The organism is Pontimicrobium sp. MEBiC01747 (genome assembly GCF_053601635.1).
In genome coordinates, this window is record NZ_JBSHNS010000225.1 from 1 (window position 1) to 4,547 (window position 4,547).

The 4,547-nt window shown below is 31.0% G+C and carries 6 protein-coding genes; all 6 read right to left on the reverse strand.

The window, feature by feature from the left end; genetic code table 11:
• Positions 1 to 52: 52 nt before the first annotated feature.
• Positions 53 to 796, reverse strand: coding sequence for an SCO family protein (locus ACVC2P_RS07485; RefSeq protein WP_452597859.1), 744 nt, complete (start codon positions 794 to 796; stop codon positions 53 to 55).
• Positions 783 to 1,520, reverse strand: coding sequence for a hypothetical protein (locus tag ACVC2P_RS07490; RefSeq protein WP_452597860.1), 738 nt, complete (start codon positions 1,518 to 1,520; stop codon positions 783 to 785). The genes ACVC2P_RS07485 and ACVC2P_RS07490 overlap by 14 nt, the downstream gene beginning before the upstream one ends.
• Before the next feature lie 92 nt (positions 1,521 to 1,612).
• A complete protein-coding gene (locus tag ACVC2P_RS07495; protein ID WP_452597861.1) occupies positions 1,613 to 1,993 on the reverse strand; it encodes a cytochrome C oxidase subunit IV family protein in 381 nt (126 codons plus the stop codon).
• 56 nt (positions 1,994 to 2,049) lie between these two features.
• Positions 2,050 to 3,048, reverse strand: a complete 999-nt coding sequence (locus ACVC2P_RS07500; protein WP_452597862.1) for a cytochrome c oxidase subunit 3 — start codon at positions 3,046 to 3,048, stop codon at positions 2,050 to 2,052.
• 139 nt (positions 3,049 to 3,187) lie between these two features.
• Positions 3,188 to 3,769, reverse strand: coding sequence for a cytochrome c oxidase subunit 3 (locus tag ACVC2P_RS07505; RefSeq protein ID WP_452597863.1), 582 nt, complete (start codon positions 3,767 to 3,769; stop codon positions 3,188 to 3,190).
• Between the two features lie 2 nt (positions 3,770 to 3,771).
• The coding region (gene cyoE, locus ACVC2P_RS07510) for a heme o synthase (protein WP_452597864.1) at positions 3,772 to 4,547 on the reverse strand (776 nt) is incomplete at its 5' end.

The following is a 4,547-nucleotide window of genomic DNA, read 5'->3' on the forward strand; positions in this document are numbered from 1 at the left end:
TCTCTAAGTTACTCATTGGTTATTTCTTTTGAAGCCTAATCTTTTCTTTTAATTACTCGTTTAATAATTTTTTGATATCCTCTTTAAGCATCGTAATTTCTTCTTCATTACCATCTTCATCCATTTTCTCTTCTACACTTATAACGCCTTTATAAAATATTTTTGGGTTACCAAAAGCATCTTTTCTTGAACGTATATATCCCTCTTTATCTATTAATGCAAAATCTCCAGAATGCTCAAACCCGGCTTCTACTTCTGCGTTTTTTCCAACAAAAATATTAAACCCTATGTTTGCCAAATTATATATAGCATTTTCTTCTCCTGTCATTAAGTTCCAATTAGGGTTTGTTACTCCATAACGAGATGCGTATTCTTTTAAAACCTCTGGCGTATCTATTTCTGGTGTTATACTAAATGAAGCAACCCCAAAATCATTTTCTCCTCTAAATGCGTTTTGAATTTCAATTAAATTTCTATTCATTCTAGGACATATTGTAGGACATGTTGTAAAAAAGAACTCAACAACATATACTTTCCCTTTATAATCTTCTTGGGTTATAGTTTTTCCATCTTGATTTGTAAAACTAAAGTTAGGGACTCTTTTTCGCTTACCATTAATTTCTATATAAGAGAGTTTTTCATTATTAGAAAAATTATTATCCTGCCCTTCACTCATTCTATCACTTCTACTTATATCATTATTTTTCACTCTATTTACTATTCTAGGAATAAAAAGAATTCCAAATAATAATATAATAAATGCTATCCCTATGTATGAATAATTATTCTTTTTCATCGGATGTATTGTTTGGTTTTATATCGTCTGCTCTTCTACTAGTAGAATTGAAATCTCCTTTTCTTTTTTCTCTATATTCTTTAAATAGTACTCGCATATCTTCTGCCCCCATTTTATTTTTTAGTATAGATACTTCTGAGCAATTGTATGCAGTTAATGGGTATGCTGGTACTGTATTCTCTTTAACTTCTTTTTTAGTTCTGTCATCAAGTCTTCCTCGCTGGTTAAGTTCTGTATCTATAATATAAACGCTATTAGTGGCATACGTCCCATCTAGGCGCAAACTAGTTCTTAGACTATTAAATAAACGATTTATATCGCTCTCACTTGCATATACAAAATGCCAAAACTTTAAAGGTTTATATTTTGTTAACTCTTGTTTTACGCGTTCTGCTTCTGCTTTTGCTTGCTCTGGAACGAGCATGACTACTTGAAATTTTTTAAAGCCTTTAAATTTATTATAAATTAATTCTTTTAAATTAGATGCTTCTGTAATTTTTGCTTCTGGATTACTCCCCAAAAAACCTAAAATAGTTATATGATCTTTTAAAACAATATCTTTATCTTTATTAGATGGTAAATTCTCTATACCTAATACATTTTCTTTAACAATATTTAAAGGTACGTAGTTATCTTCTGAAGGTAATAATATTAATAAAAAAGCAACGGGAAGAAAGAATAGTATCCCCAATACAATGTTTTTTTTTATTGACTTTTTGCTCATTAGAAGTCTGTTATTTTTCGTTTTACAAAAATAAAAAAGGTGGTTTAAATAAACCACCTTTTCTTTATGTTTAACACCTAATCATTTGGTGTTTAGAAATCTCTTTTAATAAAACCATTTCTATATACTCCTTCTACATATCCTCCTTCTTGTAATAAGATAAATACTAAGTAGCATATTAAGAATATTGCAGTCCAAACGACAGCACGTCTTAACCCTTTTGTTTCATCACGCATGTGCATAAAATCCCAAGTAATGTAATATGCTTTTACAATTGTTAGTATAATAAATATCCAATTAAGGCCTTTCATTCCTAAAAACTGCCCCATTAAAGCTTCTGGTTTGTATATACCTAATACAACTTCGATTGCTGTGATAATACTTAGGAAAATTAAAACTCCCCAAATCTTTTGGGTATTAGATTTAAATTTTAGTAACCCTTGAAATATTGCTAATTTATGTTCGTGTGCCATTTGTAATTTTATATTTTGAATCCTTTATATTGGATTATTGTCTTGATCTAAATAAATTATACTAAGTAGAAGAATGTAAATACGAATACCCATACTAAATCGACAAAGTGCCAGTATAGACCTACTTTCTCTACCATTTCGTAATTTTTACGTCTTTCGTATGTTCCTAATATAACATTAAAGAAAATAATGATGTTAATTACAACTCCAGAGAATACGTGAAAACCGTGGAATCCTGTAATGAAGAAAAAGAAATCTGCAAATAATGGAGACCCATATTCATTTACTTCAAGATTAGCACCTTGAACAAATCGTTTTCCATTGTCTTTTATTTGTTTAAGTCCTTCTTCTCTACTTAACACTGTTTTTTCTCCGTGCTCATTTATAATTTGATTTCTAACACGAATATTACTGTGAGATTGTAACCCAGCGTAAACTTCTTCTACAGTAAATTCTGGCAATACCCCTTCTGAAACAAACCAAAGTCCATTCTTTCTTTCATGCTGTACTCTTTCTGTATGCATTGTTTTGGCAAAATCGGCCACAGCTACACGTTTAAATACTTGCTTACCTTCTACCTCTTTATATTCACCAAATTGTAAAATGTTTCCACCTTTAGTTTGTACTGCTCCATATTCTCCTTTAATGAATGTTCCCCATTCCCATGCTTGAGAGCCTACGAATATTAAACCTCCTATTACAGTTAAAAACATGTACCATGTTACAGCTTTTTTCTTCATGTGGTGTCCAGCATCTACAGCTAATACCATAGTTACCGAAGACATGATTAATATAAAGGTCATAAACGCTACATAGATCATTGGGTAATTCCCATGAAAAAATGGTACGTGCGTAAATACTTCATCGGCTATAGGCCATGAATCTATAAATTTGAATCTAGAAAAACCATAAGCTGCTAAAAAGCCTGAGAATGTTAAGGCATCTGATACGATAAAAAACCACATCATCATTTTACCATAACTTGCATTTAGAGGTTTGTTTCCTCCTCCCCAAGTTTTTCCTTCTATTGCAGTATTTTCAACTGTAGTATTCATATAATTTAATTAGTTATTTAAATGTCGCACAAAAATAATCAATTTTCTTTTCTAAAGAAACTTCGCTTGACTAAATTTTAACTTGTGTATATAATGTTTCTCGTATTTGGCTCTATGTCTATTAAAAAAGGGACTTTAACTACATGAAAAAATATAAAAACAAAAACAGACAGACCCAAAGTATATCTATAAAATGCCAAAATGTAGCTGCTAATTCTAGCCCCAGCATATTGGTTGCTGTATACTTTTGTTTAAAATGATTATAAATTACAACTATTAAACAGATTAACCCCGCAACAACATGTAATATGTGTACAAATGCTATTAAAAATATATAGGATGCCTTAGGGTCACTTGTAGGACCTGTTAAATAATACCCAGAGTTTATTAGCTCTCCAAAACCCACAAATTGGATATAAATAAAAGCACAGCCTAATCCTAAAGTTACTAACAGAAAGGCACTAGCCACATCTTTTTTTGCTTTTTTAACGGCTTGTTTTGCTAAAATAAAAGTAATACTACTTAAAATAATAACAATGACGCTTACAATAAAAACATTAGGTAACACCAAGTCTTCAGACCAATCTGGTCTAGAACTACTTACTATTACTGCACTTGTTAATCCTGCAAATGACATGATTAGTGAAATAATACCAAACCACAGCATCATTTTTTTTGCTCTGTTATTTTTTTCTTGTAATGTCCCTTGGGTTAAATCCATAATTATCTAATAAATTTATCTACAACGTACACGATTTGTATTAATGTAATGTACGATACACTTGCTAACATTAATTGTTTTGCTGCTTTTTCTGTCATTTTCTTAAATAATTGTACAGCATAGTACAGCATAACTAAGCCTAATAAAAAGACTATTATTGCAGAAATTATAGACAGTTTTAATTCCCCTGTTATTCCTAATACAGGTACAACAGAAATTAATATAGTCCATACAGTGTACATAATGGTTTGCACTGCTGTTCCTTTATCTTGTTTTCCTGTTGGCAACATAAAGAAGCCTCCTTTTTTATAGTCTTCAAATAAGAACCAACCTATGGCCCAAAAATGTGGAAATTGCCAAAAAAACTGTAATGCAAATAGAGTTCCAGGTTCTATACCAAAATCGTCTGTTGCAGCTACCCAACCTAACATAAAAGGAATGGCTCCAGGAATGGCCCCAACAAATACAGCTAGTGGTGTTTTTGTTTTTAATGGTGTGTAAACACAGGTGTATAAAAAAATAGAAATAGCACCAAACATTGCTGTTTGCGGATTAATAATATATAATATGGCAATACCAAGTACAGTAAAAATACATGCAATAATAAAAGCTGTACTAACAGACATTCTACCTGAAGGTACTGGTCTATTTTTTGTACGATTCATTAGTACATCTAAATCCTTTTCTATGATTTGATTAAATGCGTTTGATGCTCCAACCATAAAATAACCTCCAAAGCCTAGCAGCGCCAAGTCTTTATAGTTTACTACATCTACTC

Bases quoted from the DNA above. Each gene is read 5' to 3' on its own strand.
- ACVC2P_RS07485 (WP_452597859.1), bottom strand. From the start codon at position 796: ATGAAAAAGAATAATTATTCATACATAGGGATAGCATTTATTATATTA.
- ACVC2P_RS07490 (WP_452597860.1), bottom strand. From the start codon at position 1,520: ATGAGCAAAAAGTCAATAAAAAAAAACATTGTATTGGGGATACTATTC.
- ACVC2P_RS07495 (WP_452597861.1), bottom strand. From the start codon at position 1,993: ATGGCACACGAACATAAATTAGCAATATTTCAAGGGTTACTAAAATTT.
- ACVC2P_RS07500 (WP_452597862.1), bottom strand. From the start codon at position 3,048: ATGAATACTACAGTTGAAAATACTGCAATAGAAGGAAAAACTTGGGGA.
- ACVC2P_RS07505 (WP_452597863.1), bottom strand. From the start codon at position 3,769: ATGGATTTAACCCAAGGGACATTACAAGAAAAAAATAACAGAGCAAAA.